At 50.7% G+C, this 17,069-nt stretch carries 19 protein-coding genes; 5 read left to right on the top strand and 14 right to left on the bottom strand.

Features of this window, described 5'->3' with window-relative positions:
* From lapB to yciH, 3 genes are all read left to right on the top strand, one after another.
* The coding region (gene lapB / locus QZF50_RS04470; RefSeq protein WP_290388828.1) for a lipopolysaccharide assembly protein LapB at positions 1–1,031 on the top strand (1,031 nt) is incomplete at its 5' end.
* Positions 1,032–1,223: 192 nt separating this feature from the next.
* Entirely contained in the window at positions 1,224–1,961 is a 738-nt protein-coding gene (gene pyrF / locus QZF50_RS04465; protein WP_000176278.1) for an orotidine-5'-phosphate decarboxylase, read from the top strand.
* On the top strand, positions 1,961–2,287 hold the full coding sequence (gene yciH, locus QZF50_RS04460; protein WP_001295580.1) for a stress response translation initiation inhibitor YciH: 327 nt from the start codon (positions 1,961–1,963) through the stop codon (positions 2,285–2,287). Before pyrF ends, yciH begins: the two co-directional genes overlap by 1 nt.
* Before the next feature lie 125 nt (positions 2,288–2,412).
* Here the strand turns inward: yciH and osmB are convergent, their stop codons facing one another.
* The 3 genes from osmB to yciZ form a co-directional block, all read right to left on the bottom strand.
* Entirely contained in the window at positions 2,413–2,631 is a 219-nt protein-coding gene (gene osmB, locus QZF50_RS04455; RefSeq protein WP_000498253.1) for an osmotically-inducible lipoprotein OsmB, read from the bottom strand.
* Positions 2,632–2,899: 268 nt separating this feature from the next.
* The gene (locus QZF50_RS04450; RefSeq protein ID WP_001088621.1) at positions 2,900–3,649 is read right to left on the bottom strand and encodes a DNA-binding transcriptional regulator YciT; all 750 of its coding nucleotides are present in this window, start codon (positions 3,647–3,649) and stop codon (positions 2,900–2,902) included.
* An 89-nt stretch (positions 3,650–3,738) separates the two neighbouring features.
* Positions 3,739–3,912: a protein YciZ gene (gene yciZ / locus QZF50_RS04445; protein WP_001288368.1), complete on the bottom strand. Its 174-nt coding sequence runs from the start codon at positions 3,910–3,912 to the stop codon at positions 3,739–3,741.
* Between the two features lie 36 nt (positions 3,913–3,948).
* On the opposite strand from yciZ, the gene ymiD reads away from it, so the two are divergent.
* Positions 3,949–4,077: a protein YmiD gene (gene ymiD / locus QZF50_RS04440; protein ID WP_211180493.1), complete on the top strand. Its 129-nt coding sequence runs from the start codon at positions 3,949–3,951 to the stop codon at positions 4,075–4,077.
* Here ymiD and pdeR read toward each other — a convergent pair.
* Complete coding sequence (pdeR, locus tag QZF50_RS04435; protein ID WP_000859953.1) at positions 4,059–6,044, bottom strand: cyclic di-GMP phosphodiesterase; 1,986 nt, start codon at positions 6,042–6,044, stop codon at positions 4,059–4,061. The genes ymiD and pdeR overlap by 19 nt on opposite strands.
* Positions 6,045–6,097: 53 nt before the next feature.
* Between pdeR and QZF50_RS04430 the strand changes: the two genes are divergently transcribed.
* Positions 6,098–6,202 carry a hypothetical protein gene (locus QZF50_RS04430; RefSeq protein WP_000221855.1) on the top strand — a complete coding sequence of 35 codons (105 nt, stop codon included), beginning with the start codon at positions 6,098–6,100 and terminating at the stop codon, positions 6,200–6,202.
* A 77-nt stretch (positions 6,203–6,279) separates the two neighbouring features.
* Here the strand turns inward: QZF50_RS04430 and rnb are convergent, their stop codons facing one another.
* From rnb to QZF50_RS04380, 10 genes are all read right to left on the bottom strand, one after another.
* Positions 6,280–8,214 carry an exoribonuclease II gene (gene rnb / locus QZF50_RS04425; protein WP_000484982.1) on the bottom strand — a complete coding sequence of 645 codons (1,935 nt, stop codon included), beginning with the start codon at positions 8,212–8,214 and terminating at the stop codon, positions 6,280–6,282.
* Between the two features lie 67 nt (positions 8,215–8,281).
* Positions 8,282–9,409: a CMD domain-containing protein gene (locus QZF50_RS04420; RefSeq protein WP_000437858.1), complete on the bottom strand. Its 1,128-nt coding sequence runs from the start codon at positions 9,407–9,409 to the stop codon at positions 8,282–8,284.
* 144 nt (positions 9,410–9,553) lie between these two features.
* Positions 9,554–10,342 (bottom strand): enoyl-ACP reductase FabI, encoded by a 789-nt coding sequence (fabI, locus tag QZF50_RS04415; RefSeq protein WP_000506490.1) that lies wholly within the window; start codon positions 10,340–10,342, stop codon positions 9,554–9,556.
* 367 nt (positions 10,343–10,709) lie between these two features.
* Positions 10,710–11,063, bottom strand: a complete 354-nt coding sequence (locus QZF50_RS04410; RefSeq protein ID WP_000968850.1) for a DUF559 domain-containing protein — start codon at positions 11,061–11,063, stop codon at positions 10,710–10,712.
* Positions 11,064–11,130: 67 nt separating this feature from the next.
* Complete coding sequence (gene sapF, locus QZF50_RS04405; RefSeq protein WP_000573407.1) at positions 11,131–11,937, bottom strand: peptide ABC transporter ATP-binding protein SapF; 807 nt, start codon at positions 11,935–11,937, stop codon at positions 11,131–11,133.
* 1 nt (position 11,938) lies between these two features.
* Positions 11,939–12,931, bottom strand: coding sequence for a peptide ABC transporter ATP-binding protein SapD (gene sapD / locus QZF50_RS04400; RefSeq protein ID WP_001128858.1), 993 nt, complete (start codon positions 12,929–12,931; stop codon positions 11,939–11,941).
* A complete protein-coding gene (gene sapC / locus QZF50_RS04395; protein WP_001146163.1) occupies positions 12,931–13,821 on the bottom strand; it encodes a peptide ABC transporter permease SapC in 891 nt (296 codons plus the stop codon). The genes sapD and sapC overlap by 1 nt, the downstream gene beginning before the upstream one ends.
* Positions 13,808–14,773: a putrescine export ABC transporter permease SapB gene (gene sapB / locus QZF50_RS04390; RefSeq protein WP_000583277.1), complete on the bottom strand. Its 966-nt coding sequence runs from the start codon at positions 14,771–14,773 to the stop codon at positions 13,808–13,810. The genes sapC and sapB overlap by 14 nt, the downstream gene beginning before the upstream one ends.
* Positions 14,770–16,413: an ABC transporter substrate-binding protein SapA gene (gene sapA, locus QZF50_RS04385; protein WP_001250208.1), complete on the bottom strand. Its 1,644-nt coding sequence runs from the start codon at positions 16,411–16,413 to the stop codon at positions 14,770–14,772. The genes sapB and sapA overlap by 4 nt, the downstream gene beginning before the upstream one ends.
* Before the next feature lie 312 nt (positions 16,414–16,725).
* Positions 16,726–16,971 (bottom strand): DUF2543 family protein, encoded by a 246-nt coding sequence (locus QZF50_RS04380; RefSeq protein WP_001015099.1) that lies wholly within the window; start codon positions 16,969–16,971, stop codon positions 16,726–16,728.
* Positions 16,972–17,069: the final 98 nt, after the last annotated feature.

Genomic DNA, 17,069 nt, shown 5'->3' with positions numbered 1-17,069 from the left:
TTAGTAATCAACAGGATAAAGCGGTAGACCTGTTTCTCGATATGCTTAAAGAGGATACAGGCACCGTTGAAGCCCACCTTACGCTCGGAAACCTGTTCCGTTCGCGTGGCGAAGTTGATCGCGCTATTCGCATCCATCAGACCCTAATGGAAAGCGCCTCGCTGACCTATGAACAGCGTCTGTTGGCGATTCAACAACTAGGGCGTGATTACATGGCCGCCGGGTTATACGACCGCGCGGAAGACATGTTCAATCAGCTGACCGATGAAACTGACTTCCGCATTGGCGCTCTGCAACAGTTGCTACAAATCTACCAGGCTACCAGTGAGTGGCAGAAAGCAATTGATGTTGCCGAACGCCTGGTGAAGCTGGGTAAAGATAAACAGCGCGTCGAAATTGCCCATTTCTACTGTGAGTTAGCCCTGCAGCATATGGCCAGCGACGATCTCGATCGTGCCATGACCTTGCTAAAAAAAGGGGCGGCGGCAGATAAAAACAGCGCCCGCGTATCCATCATGATGGGACGCGTGTTTATGGCGAAAGGAGAATACGCCAAAGCCGTCGAAAGTTTGCAACGCGTGATATCCCAGGACAGAGAACTGGTCAGCGAAACGCTGGAAATGTTGCAAACCTGCTATCAGCAGTTGGGTAAAACTGCCGAATGGGCAGAATTCCTGCAACGCGCGGTGGAAGAGAACACCGGTGCCGATGCTGAATTGATGCTTGCTGATATCATCGAAGCGCGCGACGGTAGTGAGGCCGCACAGGTCTATATTACGCGCCAGCTTCAGCGTCATCCGACCATGCGTGTGTTCCATAAGTTAATGGATTACCACTTAAATGAAGCGGAAGAAGGGCGTGCCAAAGAGAGCCTGATGGTGCTGCGTGACATGGTTGGCGAAAAGGTACGTAGTAAGCCTCGTTATCGCTGCCAGAAATGTGGTTTTACCGCATACACCCTCTACTGGCATTGTCCGTCTTGTCGGGCCTGGTCAACCATTAAACCGATTCGCGGTCTTGATGGCCTGTAATTTTTAAAAAAATCCTACTTTAGTTACAACATACTAGTTATTGATGTTCCATTGTGCTCCGGCAACGACGGCGCAGAAAAAGCCTGCCAGGGGAAAAATCGCAACTGTTAATTTTTTATTTCCACGGGTAGAATGCTCGCCGTTTACCTGTTTCGCGCCACTTCCGGTGCCCATCATCAAGAAGGTCTGGTCATGACGTTAACTGCTTCATCTTCTTCCCGCGCTGTTACGAATTCTCCTGTGGTTGTTGCCCTTGATTATCATAATCGTGATGACGCGCTGTCCTTTGTCGACAAGATCGACCCACGCGATTGTCGTCTGAAGGTCGGCAAAGAGATGTTTACATTGTTTGGGCCACAGTTTGTGCGCGAACTTCAACAGCGTGGTTTTGATATCTTTCTTGACCTGAAATTCCACGATATTCCTAACACTGCTGCGCACGCTGTCGCTGCTGCAGCTGACTTAGGCGTGTGGATGGTGAATGTTCATGCCTCTGGTGGGGCGCGTATGATGACCGCAGCGCGTGAGGCACTGGTTCCGTTTGGCAAAGATGCACCGCTTTTGATTGCTGTGACAGTGTTGACCAGCATGGAAGCCAGCGACCTGGTCGATCTTGGCATGACACTGTCACCTGCAGATTATGCAGAACGTCTGGCGGCACTGACGCAAAAATGTGGCCTTGATGGTGTGGTGTGTTCTGCTCAGGAAGCTGTGCGCTTTAAACAGGTATTCGGTCAGGAGTTCAAACTGGTTACGCCGGGCATTCGTCCGCAGGGGAGTGAAGCTGGTGACCAGCGCCGCATTATGACGCCAGAACAGGCGTTGTCGGCTGGTGTTGATTATATGGTGATTGGTCGCCCGGTAACGCAATCGGTAGATCCAGCGCAGACGCTGAAAGCGATCAACGCCTCTTTACAGCGGAGTGCATGATGAGTGATTCCAACAGCCGTCTGGTCTACTCAACGGAAACCGGACGTATTGATGAGCCCAAAGCGGCCCCTGTACGCCCTAAAGGCGACGGTGTGGTGCGTATTCAGCGTCAGACCAGTGGACGTAAAGGTAAGGGCGTTTGCCTGATTACCGGTGTCGATCTCGATGATGCCGAACTGACAAAACTTGCAGCGGAACTGAAGAAAAAATGCGGCTGCGGCGGAGCAGTTAAAGATGGAGTTATTGAAATCCAGGGCGATAAGCGTGATTTATTAAAATCACTACTTGAAGCGAAAGGGATGAAGGTAAAACTCGCAGGTGGTTAACATAAAAAGCCACGGATATATCCGTGGCTTTCGAATATTTTACCGTGTGTATTATTCAGTTATTTCGTACTGAACAGAATCAAGCGTATTATAATTGCGAGTCGATAATCGACATTTATTTACGATTATTTACCGACCTGGTGACCAATAACACCACCGACAGCTGCACCACCTAATGTACCCAACGTACTGCCATCGGTCAGTACTGCACCGCCTAATGCCCCTGCACCCGCGCCGATTGCGGTGTTGCGGTCCCGTTTAGACCAGTTAGAACAGGCACTCAGAGACATTGCCAGGGTAATTGCCAGAACAGCCGCGGTCATTTTTTTGCTCGTTACAAACATAATACTCTCTCCTGAATTTATGATTCACGGAAGTAAGCTCTCTATAACTATAATAGCTAAGAATAAGCCTGGTGAAATTATTCCGTGAAATCTGCTCGCGCGCAGGGTTATATCACGCAGGTGATAATGACTTCCTGTTATATCGCTGATAATAATTTTATATCTTGAGAGTGTTAATAACAGGTAAATAGTCTTAATTATCAACCAGGAATCATCTTAGAGCGGATGATTTGCCAAACTGCAAATCATCCGTAGAGAAGGGAAATGGTTAAATGTCAACGACGTGAACGGTGAGTTTACTGTGCTCAAGATGCATCAGATCGCTGGCGCGTATTTTCGAATCGGTAATCACGCGATTGAATCGCTCAACGGGACCGATGGAGTATGAATGTACAGCACCAAATTTCGAGCTGTCAGTCAGGACTATCGCTTCGCACTCTTTTTCCAGCACGGCATTGACCACATCGGTACGCATCATATCGCGACCGGTGAATCCAGTTTCAGGTTGCCAGCCATCAATACCAATAAATGCTTTGCTGAAATGTACTTGCTGGATGCACTGGCGTGTCAAAGGGCCAACCATACTTTCGCTTTTTTTCTGGTACACGCCACCGAGCAAAATGACTTCACAAGGCGCGTCTTTCAGCAAATGCGCAATGTAGCTGCTGACTGTGATGATAGTGACATTTTTCTTCTGTTCGCCCAGAGTCCGGGCGAGCAGGGCATTGCTGCTACCATTTTCGATAAAGATGGTTTCGCCCGGTTGAACCAGTGACGCGGCAAACTCGGCGAGTTCACGCTTCAGCGTATAGTTGCTCATCATACGGGTTTCGACGTCATCACTATCAAGCGAAACTGCAAAGCCATGTGCACGGCGGAGGTAACTCAGTTTTTCGAGGGTGTTGAGATCCTGGCGAATGGTAACTTCAGAAACTCCAGTGGCTTTTGCCAGATCGGTTACGCTAACCTGACCCTGGTCAATGACCATCTGTAGAATAGTTTGTTGTCGGGAATTCATCGCTGTAATTCTTATAACGTTATAATACTAAATAAAAAAATACTGACGCGCCGGGCATCCTCAAATAGGAAAACCTGAAGGCACGATTGTTAAATCTCCCACGGTGCCTTCGGGATGTCTGGCGTAGATTCAGCAACCTGGCGCAAGAGTTCTGCTTTAAGTATCTCGAGATTATGGATCGCAGAGTGGTAATCGCCTGCCACAAGGATATCTAACACAATATCAATACGTTCGGCAACGCGCTGGGCATCAAATTCAGACATCAAGGACATCCTTATAGCAAAAGTGGAAAATGAATAATGCAAAAATTGCCGCTAAAAGAGAAGTGTTTAACAGCAACGGCTAATTATCATCCAGGAATACGATATATAATGACGGGATATAGCGCTAAGTATATATATTCATCTACTTATGCGCGCTTCAGATAGCGTTTATACCAGCGTTCGAAGGCGACGGCGGGCATCGGTTTGGCAAACAAAAATCCTTGCCGCTCATTGATCCCGTTCTTGGTTAAAAAAGCATCTTCCTTTGCACTCTCTACACCTTCGGCGATCACCTGAAGATTCAATGCCTGGGCCACAGCGACGATCGCCCGGACCAGTGACTGCGAGACAGGTTGTTTGTGAATATCTCGAACAAAAACCTGGTCAAGTTTGATGGCATCGATCGGAAAGCGCGCCAGTTGCGAAAGTGAAGAGTAGCCGGTACCAAAATCATCCAGATGCACTTGCGCACCTAGTTGGCTAAATTGTTGAATAACAGACAGTGCCAGTTCATCATTCTCAATCAGACAACTCTCTGTCAGTTCAACATCTATAGGGCAGTATTCAAAATTGAGTTCCTGGAGAACCTGTTTCAGGGCGGTGAAAATGGTTTGATCGGCGAGCTGACGTGCAGAAATATTTACCGCCACTCGCAGGTTAATACCTTTATCCCGCCACTTCGCCACCTGGCGTACGACATCGAGAATCACCCAACGGCCTAAAGGCACAATTAGCCCTGACTCTTCGGCGTAGGAAATGAAGTCCAACGGTGGAATCAACCCACGTTCAGGTGACTGCCAACGTACTAGTGCTTCCAGACTGCGCACTTCGCCACGCCAGGTGATTTTCGGTTGATAGTGAATAACCAACTGATCGTTTTCCAGTGCTTTACGCAAGTTGGTATCCAGCCAGAGATATTCAAATACCCGTTGATTCATTTCTGGGGTAAAAACGCAAAATTGTCCTCGTCCGCCTTCCTTCGCTGTGTACATTGCTGTGTCGGCGTGACGAATAATAGCCGTGCTGTCTGAACCATGTTCGGGAGAGAGTGCAATACCTACTGAACAGCTGGTATAAACTTCAATTAAACCAATGCGAAAGGGGAGCCGTAAGCGGGTCAAAATTCGTGATGCCATTGCTTCCAGCGCGCTTTGTGAGGTGTTGGATGCCAGTACCAGAAACTCATCGCCACCTGGACGCGCCAACACCTGGTCATGTTCGAGACAGCTTAAAATAGCCAATGACACGTCGCGTAATAACTGGTCACCAAACAAATGCCCATAGGCGTCGTTGACCTTTTTGAAATTATCCAAATCAAGATACACAACCCCAACTTTATTGTTATCTGCATGATTAATAGCGTGATCGATTAAATCCTGCATTGCGTTACGATTCGGCAGTCCGGTGATACTGTCGGTATTTGCCAGAATACGCAGTCGCTCCTGAGCGCGGCGCTCTTCGGTAATGTCGGTGCCGGAACAGATTAAAAAAATCTCGTTTTTGCCACTGCCGCTGTGGACAAATTTATTGCGAAACAGAAACAGCCGCTGGCCTTTACGTGTTGGTATCCACAGTTCGACTTCATATGCATTGCCGCTTCGAAAAAATACACGGTTATTGCGCCTGGATGCCGCAGCTTCACGACGGCTCATAAACAGTTTAAACACGCTTTGGCCAATGACGTCGTGTTCTTTCAACCCAGTGTAATCTTCACATAACCGATTGAAGCGTTGGATATTCCCCCGGCTGTCGAGAATCACTATTGCGGAATGTGCTTCAGAAACTACCTGCTCAGCAAAGGAAAGCCCGTGTGATAAATCACGAGCAACCGCCGGTGTGTCATGCCATGCAGACGCGTTGCCAGCCCATTCCCGTTTATTGATTTTTCGTCCTACCAGATGCACAGAAAGATCGCTTTCATCGACGGTCAGACTCATCATCAGGCTGGAGGTGATGACCGTCATTTCCCTGATGCGAGCAGCCTGTTCGGCAGATAACTGCAATGTACGATCAGGTTCTGTGGTTTCGGTGGTAGAAAAGCGCAAAACATCGCTGCTTTCCGTCAACCGCCAGTATGGATTGTGCGATCCGAGAAAGTTGTACAACGTTGTGGACTCCCTAACGGTTTTCATGATGCATATCCTCCGGTTAACAGCGGAGTCCGCGGTTAAATAAAAGGAACAACATGACTTACATGAAATTAACGGCGGCTAAACGCATTGTTTTTTTTATATATTTATTTGTAATCCAGTTTTGGAAAAACGCCAGTTTTCAAACGAAAGTCAGTTAAAAAATCTGCCTGGATATAACGAAGGTAGAGCGGGGAAATAAACGGCCCATCCATGAGGAATGGGCCGTGAAAGGAGATTACGCGACCGGGCGCGCAATAATGCTGCGGGTTTCCATGCGGACTTCGGCAATGGTGACGTCAATAACGTCAGTTACTTTGTAAACCGTTTCACCTTTAATTTGTACAGTGCCGTTTTCCTGGCTGCAAACCAGTTCATCGCGCATAGCGTGTAAGAAAGGTGCCGGAATAAAGGCGATAGCGCCGTTATCAACCAAACGCACACGCATGCCGCCACGGCTGATATCGACAATTTCCGCCGCGAAACGGGTGTCGGTCCCGGCTTTGTCTTTCAGGAAGCGTGCGTATAACCAGTCGCCAACATCACGTTCTGCCATCCGGTTGAGACGGCGACGCTCGGCCATTTGGACAGTGATTTCATCCTGTGGGCGCGTCGCAGTTTCGCCTTTGATAACCGCTTTCAGCAGACGGTGGTTGATCATGTCGCCATATTTACGGATCGGCGAAGTCCAGGTGGCGTATGCTTCCAGACCGAGGCCAAAGTGAGGACCGGGTTCAGTGCTAATTTCAGCAAATGACTGGAAGCGACGAATGCGGCTGTCGAGGAAACCAGTTGGTTGCGCATCCAGTTCACGACGCAGTTTGCAGAAACCGTCCAGCGTGAGCACTTCTTCGGCATCGACATGCAGACCGTGCGTTTTCAGCAACGCTGCCAGCGCGTCGGCATTCGCCGGATCAAAGCCCATATGCACGTTATAGATGCCAAAACCGAGCTTATCGCGCAGTACGCGGGCCGCACAAATGTTAGCGGCAATCATCGCTTCTTCGACGATACGGTTGGCAATGCGACGAGGCTCGGCGACGATATCCAGCACTTCACCTTTTTCACCGAGAATAAAGCGGTAATCCGGGCGATCTTTAAACACCAGTGCGTGGTTATGACGCCACTCGCCGCGGCGTTGGCAAATTTGCGCTAGCAAACGGACTTGTTCGGCAATTGCTTCACTTTCAGGCTGCCAGTCACCGGTATTTTCCAGCCAGTCAGAAACCTGGTCATACACCAGCTTTGCTTTGGATTCGATGGTGGCGGCAAAGAATTCGATATTATCTTCAATGGTGCCATCAGCGGAGAGCGTCATGCGGCATGCCAGTACCGGGCGGACTTCATTGGCGCGCAGTGAGCAGAGATCGTCAGAAAGCTCGCGAGGCAGCATAGGGATGTTGAAGCCAGGCAGATAGTTGGTGAATGCGCGAATTTTCGCGGCTTTGTCCAGCTTGCTGCCTTCAGCAATCCACGCGGTTGGATCGGCAATCGCCACAATCAGCTGAAGTTTGTCATCCGGCAACGCCTTAGCGAAAAGGGCGTCATCCATATCTTCTGTGCTGGCACTGTCGATGGTGACAAAATCCAGCGCGGTCAGATCTTCACGAACCAGACCTTCATCGAGCATTTCGGTAGCGACGCCGTCTGGTGCTTCTTTTTCCAGATTATGGCGCGCAAGGGTAACCCACCACGGTACAAAGTGGTCGTCACCAAAAGTGATGTATTGTGTCAGTTCAGCATAGAAAGAACGATCGCCTTTCAGCGGATGACGGCGCATTTCGGCAACCGCCCAGTCGCCTTCTTTAAACTCGTGGTTCAGGCCACGGGCTGCGCGGCAAGGAATGGCGTCTTTTAAGAGTGGATGATCAGGAACGATGGCCAGACGGTCATTTTTGCCCTGAACTTTACCCACGAAACGAGTCAGGAACGGTTCAACCAGTTCTTCTGGCTCTGCGGATTCACGTTCTTTTTCACTGTGGATCACCGCGATAATTCGGTCGCCATGCATGACTTTTTTCATCTGCGGCGGCGGAATGAAATAACTTTTTTGCGCGTCGACTTCCAGGAAGCCAAAGCCTTTTTCTGTGGCTTTTACCACCCCTTCAGCGCGTGGCGTCTGGGAATGCAGTTGCTGTTTAAGCTGCGCTAGCAGCGGGTTGTCCTGAAACATAATTGTCTATTTTGGTGGCCATTAGAGCGGCTGACAGTTTTACGCGAATCTGTCTGACGCGGCAAGGTTAATATGTCTCACCCAACGCGATTTTTAAGCGATTTATCCAGCCACACAGCCCGCTCCATACCAGCAGATTAATAATCTGCGTTGATGATTTTTCGTGTTCGAGTAAAGGGCTGAACTGGGCGGCGCTAAAGCGATCGGGTGCTCGGGTCAGCCATTGTATCGCCTGAACGGTAGCGTGCTCAACAGAATGACGGTCAGCCCATTGGTTAATTTCATTTTCGCCCTTGCGCAGAAGGGGGCTGATTTTTTTATATTCATTTGATGAATCCATACAGGCGGCAAAACAAGCAGGACTGCCATTTATCCGCGCGCATAACAACGCCGCAAGCTTATTATCCGGCTGTGTATTAACCCGTGTACTGTTTAACAACCTTTCGAGAAGGGAAAGTGAAATAGGGTGGAGAGAGAGTGTTTCGGCCAGTTGGCAAAGTTCTGCTGTTGAACTTTTTGTGTACTCTTCAGGTAGTTTTTCCACCTCATAGCTGCTTCGCCAGCGTATTGATTCATCAGCAAACAGTGACGCGTCGGCGTAGTTTTGTATTTCCAGACCGGGTAACCAGCGTACCGGGTGCCCGAGATAAGCCTGAAATGTCGCAATGGTCCGCGCCTGAAAGCCAATAAAACCAATGATTTGGTTAATGATCACACAGTCCCCGGCAGTAAGACCGACGTCATTCAGATGCTGGCGCGATCGGTTGTCGATAATAGAAGGCGAGCTAGCCAGTTGGCGGGCATATTGCGTGATTTGTGCCAACCTATGATTGCTTTCCCTGGAGGAATCAGGCCCGGGGAGCGGCGTAAGTCGCGCCGAATAGTAGTTACATAACCGCTGGACGCCGCAAACCTGAGCAACCGTCAGGGCCGTAGACAAGCGTTCATAAGCGGTGAAGGTCTGTGAACGGGTCACGGTAAGCTGGTCAGGGAACAATTCCACTGCAAGAACGCGCGCAGGGACCAGCCATGAAAGGAAGGGAGCCAGCGTTTCTTCATCAAGGATCACGTCGAGCAGAAAGGGATCGCTGACCTTTGCGGCTTCCGGGACCAGAGGCAGAACGTCATACTCCGCAGTACTGGATTGCGTTTCATGATACCAGTGGCTTTTGCCGGTGATGTGGCGTTGTTCCATGGGCGCTCCTTGGTCGTAAAGGAAATCGTTATCCTGACGCAAGGCGGGAAGGGGAGAAAGACGGATCGGCGATAACAAATATCAGAAAGGTATAACAGAGATAACGGGCGGCAGAACGCCGCCCAATATTTACCAACAGAATGATTATTTCAATTCGAGTTCGTTCATTGCAGCGATGCTGAAACCGCCGTCAACGTGGACCACTTCACCGGAGATACCGGCAGAGAGATCGGAGCACAGGAATGCCGCGGAGTTACCCACATCTTCAATAGTAACGGTACGGCGAATCGGGGTAACGGCTTCGCAATGAGCCAGCATTTTGCGGAAGTCTTTGATACCGGAGGCCGCCAGAGTACGGATCGGACCAGCAGAGATGGCGTTAACACGCACACCTTCCGGACCCATCGCGTTCGCCATATAGCGCACGTTCGCTTCCAGAGACGCTTTTGCCAGACCCATAACGTTGTAGTTCGGGATAGCGCGCTCAGCGCCAAGGTAGGAAAGGGTCAGCAGGGCAGAACCCGGATTCAGCATGGAGCGGCAAGCTTTTGCCATTGCAACGAAGCTGTAGGAGCTGATGTCGTGGGCAATTTTGAAGCCTTCACGGGTAACGGCGTTAACATAGTCACCATCCAGCTGATCGCCAGGTGCAAAACCAATAGAGTGTACGAAACCGTCAAATTTCGGCCAAACTTTCCCCAGTTCAGCGAACATGGTGTCGATGCTGGCATCTTCTGCAACATCGCACTGCAGAACGATGTCAGAACCCAATTGAGCGGCAAATTCTTCTACGCGGCCTTTCAGTTTGTCGTTCTGGTAGGTGAATGCCAGTTCAGCTCCTTCGCGGTGCATCGCCTGAGCGATACCGTAGGCGATGGATAGTTTGCTGGCAACACCGGTTACCAGAATGCGCTTACCGGAAAGAAAACCCATAGCTTTAATCCTTATTGTTGATGCTTGTTGTGCCTGAAAATCAGGCGATTCGTCGTTTTAGTAAACAGTACGAACAGATAAACGGTTATTATAATCAACCTGGCTGTGAGTAGCTATAGTTGCCAGGTCCGACCGGAGCAGGCTGCGGCAGGGTGGGCGCTTTTCCCCTTACCCTAACCCTCTCCCCAGAGGGGCGAGGGGACCATATTGTGCAAATATTGTTACCCCAGCAACAAACAGGCTCATACAGCCCCTAACCCTTTTATGGCGATGGCTGGGATGGTTCAGACCTTGCCGAATATTCTCCAGCACTGTCTCCATGTTTTCACCACAACAGCTATTCGGCTCGGTCGGCCCCCTCGCCCTTTCAGGGTGAGGGTGACCGGCGGTTCAGTTCCTGCAGAATAATCTCCAGCACCGCCTCCTCATTACAATCAATCTCGTTATGCCAGAAACGCAGCACGGTCCAGCTCTGCGACTCAAGCCAGCTAGTGCGCCTGGTATCATAGGCAACTGCCAAATCATGCTGCCCACCATCCAGCTCAACGACTACGCGCGCCGAGCAGCAAGCAAAATCGAGAATGTAGCTCCCCACCGGATGTTGACGGCGAAATTTGAAATCACCAAAACGTCGGCTGCGAAGATATCGCCAGAGCTTTCGTTCCTGCAAAGTGAGATTGCGTCTTAAATCACGCGCATTTGATTTTATTTTATCCATCACCTCATTCTGACAAGATTTAATCTCTTGTCAGAATGAGGTGGATAATCTGGAAGGAGGATTCAGAAAATTAGCGATCTTTACGCCACGCATCCGCTGTCAATGCTTCGCCAAAGTGCCCGGCAATCAGCCGTTTGGTGAGTTCATGCAGCGGCGATGCCAGCACATCCGCGGTGCTGCCTCGCTCGACAACCTCGCCCTGATGCATCACCAGCACCTGGTCGCTAATGTGCTTCATCATTCCGATATGCTGGGTAACATAAATATACGAAATGCCCTGTTTTTCCTGTAATTCCAGCATCAGATTAATCAACTGCGAACGCATCGACATATCCAGTGAAGCGAGGGCTTCATCGGCAATAATGACTTTTGGGCGCAATATCAGCGCGCGCGCCAGACCCAGACGCTGTTTTTGTCCGGGTGCCAACATATGCGGATAGTAACTGACGTGATCCGGTAGCAGCCCAACCATACGCATCGTTTCAATAATCTGTTTGCGACGCTGTTCCGGTTCCAGGTCGGTGTTCAGGCGCAGTGGAAAATCCAGAATTTGCGAGATACGTTGACGGGGATTCAACGAGGTCGAAGGATCCTGAAAAATCATGCGAATACGCTGACTGCGGAAGGAATAATCGCCAAAATGCAGTGGATGATCGTCAATCAATAACTCGCCGCTGGTAGGCTCTATCATTCCCGCCAGCATTTTTGCCAGCGTGGATTTACCCGAACCATTCTCGCCAATAATCGCCAGTGTCTGGCCTTCACGTAGCGTAAAGCTCAAGGGTTTTACCGCTTCTACGGTCTGACGACGAAACCAGCCGGTCCGGTAGCGGAACGTTTTACTTAAATTACGCACTTCAAGCAGCGTTTCGATCATCTCACTCTTTCTCCATGTTCAGCGGGAAATGACAGGCATAGAGATGATTTTTCGCCCCCGTCAAACGTGGCGTCACAATGCATTCTCGTTGTGCATACGGGCAACGTGGCCCCAGACGACAACCAATCGGTAACTGTTCCAGCAGTGGGATAGCGCCGGGCAGCGTATTGAGGCGACTTTTATGCGGCATCGCGCTGCCGAAGTCTGGTATCGCGCGGATCAGCGCCTGGGTATAAGGATGATGTGGCATCGTCACCAACTCCTTACTCGGCGCGGTTTCCACTGTTTGACCGCAGTAAAGCACGTTAATTTTATCCGCCCATTGGCTAAGCATTTGTAAGTCATGGCTGATAAGCAAAATAGTGGTATTGCTGTTTTGGTTGAGACGCGTCAGCAGGCGAAAGATTTGCGCCTGGGTTGTTGGCTCCATTGAGTTGGTCGGTTCGTCAGCAATCAGCAGACGCGGTTGATTCGCCAGTGCAATGGCTATCATCACTTTCTGACATTCACCTTCGGTCAACTCATAGGGAAAACTGCGCATCGCATCTTTGTGATCTTTAATCCCCACGCGGTGCAGCAGTTCAATGGCACGGCGTTTGCGCCAGCCAAAACGCTGCCACCAACGGCCTTTATAGGTCCAGGCTGGGATGTTTTGCATCAACTGGCGACCCACACGTTCTGAAGGGTCAAGACACGACTGCGGTTCCTGGAAAATCATCGACACGTTATGGCCAACCAGTTTGCGCCGTTCGCGTGCGGAGAGACGCAGCAAATCGATATCATCAAAACGCATACGGTCAGCAGTAACACGCCAGTTATCTTTATTCACCCCACAAATCGCTTTCGCAATCAAACTCTTGCCGGAACCGGATTCACCAACAAGACCGCGGATTTCACCTTCGGTTAAGGTCATACTTACCCGGTCGACGGCTTTAACCCACTCATCACCGGTTTTAAATTCAATGGTCAGGTTACGAATATCGAGTAATGGCATTATTCCACCCCCGCAATAATCGCACGACGAACGCCATCGCCAAGGAGGTTAACCAACAACACGCTAATCATAATTGCCGCACCTGGCAGCATGACAGTCCACGGGGCGACATAAATCAGTTCCAGCGCATCACCGAGCATCGCTCCCCATTCAGGCGAGGGGAGTTGTGCGCCGAGATCGAGAAAGCCCAGCGCGGCGATATCGAGAATTGCCATCGACAGTGCGCGGGTGATCTCGGTGACCAGCCCGGCGGTGATGTTTGGCATCACAGCAAACCAGAGAATATTCAGCGTTGATGCGCCATCCAGACGGGCGGCGATAACGTACTCTTTTTCCAGTTCGTCATGCACCATGCTGTAAATCGAACGTACCATACGCGGCAGCAATGCCAGCCAGACAGCAAACATAGCGTGGGACAAACTCGGTCCGGCAAACGCTACAACGATAATTGCCAACAGCAGCGAAGGGATCGCCAGTAAGGTATCCAGAATATGGTTAAGCACCGCTGAGCGTAGGCCGTGCGTCGCCCCGGCGAAGGTGCCCAGTACCAGGCCACAGATCGTCGCGGCAAGCGTCACCACAAATGCGCCACCCACGGTTGGCGCAGCTCCGCTCAGTAAACGGCTTAAAACATCGCGTCCGAGGTCGTCAGTCCCCAGGAAGAAAGAAACTTCGCCATAGCGCGACCATGACGGCGGCAATAATTGATAACCGAGAAATTGCTGGTCGATGCCGTAAGGCGCAAACCAGCCGCCAAAAATACACAGTACAGCCAGCCCCGCGCAGCCGTACAGGCCGACCATCGCAGAGGCGTCACTATAAAATTTGCGCCAGGCGGTACGCAGCGTGCCCGGCGGGCGCTTTTCGCTGTATACGCTATCGTAAGGCATACCATTCCTTATGTTTCAGAGGGTTAGCCATGGCACCCAAAATATCAGAAATCACGTTAACAATAATGACCAGTGAGCCACACACCATCACTCCGGCGGAAATGGCTGCGTAATCCTGCTGGCGGATGGCGTTAATTAACCAGCGCCCTAAACCCGGCCAGCTAAAAACCATTTCGGTGATCATCGCCAGCGTCAGCATGGTGGAAAACTGTAAGCCCAGGCGAGGAATAACCGGCGGTAACGCGTTATGCAGAACGTGGCGACGCAAAATAGTAAAGCGCGACAAACCGCGGGTCGCCGCCGCTTTTACATAGTTCTGGTCATACACTTCGATAGTGCTGATACGCATCAGGCGGATCACTTCAGTTGTTGGCGCAACCGACAGGGTGATCACGGGCAATATCATATGGCGGATTGCGCTCATGATCATTTCATCCCGCCATGGTGAGTCCGAAAGCCAGGCATCAATCAACGCAAAACCGGTAATCGGTTTCACTTCGTAGAGCAGATCGAAACGCCCTGAAACGGGCAACCAACCTAGCGTGAGTGAACAAAACAGCGTCAACAGAAGCGCCAGCCAGAACACCGGGATTGAAAAGCCCAGTAAGGCGATGGCGTTGATCAAGTTATCCTGCCACTTATGGCGCGTAATCCCGGCAATCATCCCCACGGGGATGCCAACAATCAGCGCAAAACCGAAGGCGAGGATGCACAGTTCCATCGTCGCCGGGAAGACCTCTTTTAACTGTTCGGCAATTGGTTGACCGTTAATGCTGGAAACACCAAAATCCCAGTGGATCAGGCCATTAAACCAGAACACCCAGGCATTCCACAGTGACGCGCCTTGTAACGGCGCGTGTGGAGTGAAATAGCTCAAACTGAAGCCAACGAAGGTCAGCAGGAACAAGGTAACAATCAATAACAAAATGCGGCGTAAGGTGAAGATAATCATGGCTTTTTCACCTCATCCTGTTTCTCGCGATACACCCCAGCAAAGGAGGCGTTACCAAACGGGCTAAGTACCAGACCTTTGATATCGTACCGATAGGCCTGCAAACGCAATGACGACGCCAGCGGCAAAATGGGCAATTCCTGCGCCAGAATACTCTGCGCTTCGTCATAGGCTTCAATACGCGCTGCCAGCTGCTGCGAGGAGAGCGCCTTACGCAACACGCTGTCGAATTTCGGATCGCACCAGTGGGCGAGGTTGGTCTGTGAATGAATTGCCGCGCAGCTCAGTAAAGGACGGAAGAAACTGTCCGGGTCGTTACTGTCCGTCGCCCAACCGGATAACGTCAGATCATGGCTCATATCCATCAACCGCGCCTCCTGAAAGCGACCTTCTACCGGCACAATCACCACTTTTACGCCAACCTGCGCCATATCCGCCTGAATCAGTTCGGCAGTTTTCAGTGGACTGGGGTTCCACGCCTGCGAACGTGTGGGCACCCACAGTTTCAGCGTTAAATTTTCCAGCCCCAACGACTTCAACTGTTCGCGCGATTTCGCCGGATCGTATTCAGTAATTTTAGCCTCGTTGTCATAGGCCCACGAGGCGCGCGGTAAAATAGAGGCCGCCGTTTCAGCCGTACCATAATAGATGGATTGCATCAGGCGCTGGTTATTAATCGCCAGTGCCAGCGCATGGCGGACAGCGGGATTATTTAGCGGCGGTTTGGCGGTGTTAAATGCCAGATAGGCGACGTTCATCCCGGGACGCAGCGTTAAACGCAAGCGCGGGTCGTCACGCAAAATGGATAGCTGGCTGGCAGCAGGCCAGGCCAGAACGTCGCATTCACCAGTCAGGAGTTTCGACAGACGTCCGGTGCCGCCGGAGCCTAAATCCACCACCACCTGCGGCATTAACGGTTTACCGCGCCAGAAGTCATCATGACGTTGTAGGCGAATAAATTGCCCGGCGCGGTATTCCGACAACTGATACGGACCGGTGCCGACCGGTTGACGGTCGAGTTGCTCCTGGCGATCTTCTTTCTCTAACTTCCGGGCATATTCTGCCGACATGACCGAAGCATAATGGGTTGCGAGGTGCCACAAAAAAGAAGCATCCGGCTGGGCGAGTCGGAACTCAACGGTATGATTATCCAGTTTGCGGACGCTTTTCACGTTATCGGCAAATTGCAGGCTGTCGAAGTAGGGGAAGTTGCTGCCGTTGACGTTATGCCACGGGTTGTTGCGGTCAAAAATTCGCTGGAAGGTAAACACCACATCGTCGGCATTCATTTTACGAGTGGGAGTAAACCAGTCGGTTTTTTGAAACGGAACATCGCGACGCAGGTGGAAGCGATAGGTCGCGCCGTTGTCGAGTACTTCCCAGCTTTCGGCAAGTTCCGGCATCAGGCGATAGGTATAGGGATCGACATCCAGCAGTCGATCATAAAACTGGGCGGCAAGGGTATCGACAATTAACCCACTGCTCGCTTTGGATGGGTTAAAGGTGTTGACTTGCCCGCTGACGCAATAGACAAAACCGCTGTCGCGGATATCAGCATGCGGGGGGGATTCAGGCGCGGCGATTGCCTGACCACTCACAAGTCCAGCAATCACCAAAAGAGACGATAATACCTGGCGCATAATATTAAGGGATTTTATGTAAAGAGGCTATCTTACTAATATTTAATGACATTTGCCATTACCGTTTGTGTTCAGGGGTCGTAATGAGGGCCGTGTGGTTGGTCGTTGAACAGGTGGCGTCGCCATCTGTTCAACATTCGTACCCGTGATTTCTCTATAACTATAACTCACAGAACAACTTAGCGAGGAGCAGAGCGGTACGATCGTGAGAAACCCATTAAAGCACGCTGCAGTGCGTGTCATTGTTAGCCGGATGCGGCGTGAACGCTTTATCCGGACAACGATACTGACCGATCGTCTGCAATTAAATAATTACTCATTACCCCATTGATTCAAAAACTCTGCGATCTCATCAATGCGTACGGGATTAATCCCCGCTTCAGCAGCCATTTCATGTTGGGCTTCTTCGCTGATCTCTTCATTGTTCATCAAACGGGTGAGCAGTAACTGGAAGTAGTGGGCCAGCGGTGTGCGTTCAGCGTCTGCGACAGGCTCTGCGCATTCGGTCGCGTACTCATCGGCAATATCAAAATATTTTAGCGGGATATCGTGGTTCATTATTTGCCCCTGGGGTTAATGCGCTAAGCATAAGGGCGGATGATAGCACTCGTGATCCGGGTCATACATCTTTTTATAGTTAATGGCGCGGCGCATTA

Source organism: uncultured Escherichia sp., from assembly GCF_948475835.1.
Taxonomy (GTDB): Bacteria; Pseudomonadota; Gammaproteobacteria; order Enterobacterales; family Enterobacteriaceae; genus ECMA0423.
This window is presented reverse-complemented; position numbering and strand designations above follow the sequence as displayed.